This window comes from Mucilaginibacter sp. (genome assembly GCF_039207105.1).
Taxonomy (GTDB): domain Bacteria; phylum Bacteroidota; class Bacteroidia; order Sphingobacteriales; family Sphingobacteriaceae; genus Mucilaginibacter.
In genome coordinates, this window is sequence record NZ_JBCECK010000164.1 from 1 (window position 1) to 1,145 (window position 1,145).

Here is a 1,145-nt window from a genome sequence, read left to right on the forward strand (position 1 = left end):
GCTTTAGCATAATCAAACGGGTCATTGTCTTTGAGTGTTAAACTACGTTCGCCATCAGGAGCTTTGTCAATGCCAACAGCCGCCCATTGCGGGCTATAAGTATTCCATTTATCTAACTCTTTGCCTGAGGGTAAATTATTAAATACTTCATTAGCATGTGCATCTGCAACCTCGGTTACAGGTACTGGGATAGATGACACCCAAATATCCTCTTTATTCATGCTATAGGTTACCCATAGTTTACCGTCAGGTGGTACACCATTTCCCTCCTCAATTCCGCGTACGTATTGGGGGCCGTATGATTTATACGCACCGCCATAGCGCAAGGAAGTGATCTCTCCGTTAACCAGTAAAAGGTTATTATAATTTAAGCCATCGGGGCTCACCGAGATAGCCAGCGGCCACCTGAATTCTGATGGGTTATATACCGTAGCGTATTTGCCATCAGCTGTACGCTGTCCCCATATTTTGGCATTGCTGTTTACAAACCGTGGAGCACGTGAAGCATTAGCCGGCCAGGTTTTGCCATTATCGGTACTGATTGAGGTAAGCGCGTTTTTCCATAAACCTACAACACGGCCATCCGGCAGGTGATAAAAGTTAAAAGCTTTGTATTCTTTGTGCAAGGGTATCAAGGGATCTTTACGGTCGGTTTCCTCGGCCCATTGCATCATCATTAGCGGGTTGGCCATCAGCTCGTCGCAAGCCTGTACAAATCCTTTATCCTTACTTTTTTTGTAAAAAGGATAACTGGTGTTTTTGGGATTCCATTTTGGATTATAATGTATAAAGTAGATGGCACCATATTTTCCATCAGGCAATACTTCACGAACAATGCGACCGATACCCAGGCCATCATTAGGATCATCATGACCATCTAAACATATACCATAAAATCCCAACACTAATAAACGTTTTGATTTACTGGTGTAAAAACCCATACGCTGGTGCATTACCGAATAAAGGTCTTTCGCTACACCGGGATGTCCTTCCTTAGTTGTACCATCAGGAATTTTATATTGTGGAAAAACAACTTCGGGTTTTGACCATACTTGTCCATCTTTAGAAGTGATAACCAAGGTTTGGCCGGGAGGCACGCTCTCCCCCACTTTATCACTCAAATACTCTACATAAAATGTGTTGTT

Annotated in this window: 1 protein-coding gene; it reads right to left on the minus strand. The window is 43.1% G+C overall.

Annotation, left to right across the window (positions count from 1 at the left end; genetic code table 11):
• Positions 1-1,145: exo-alpha-sialidase (locus AAGC65_RS21990; RefSeq protein ID WP_343114618.1), on the minus strand; the 1,145-nt coding region annotated here is incomplete at both ends.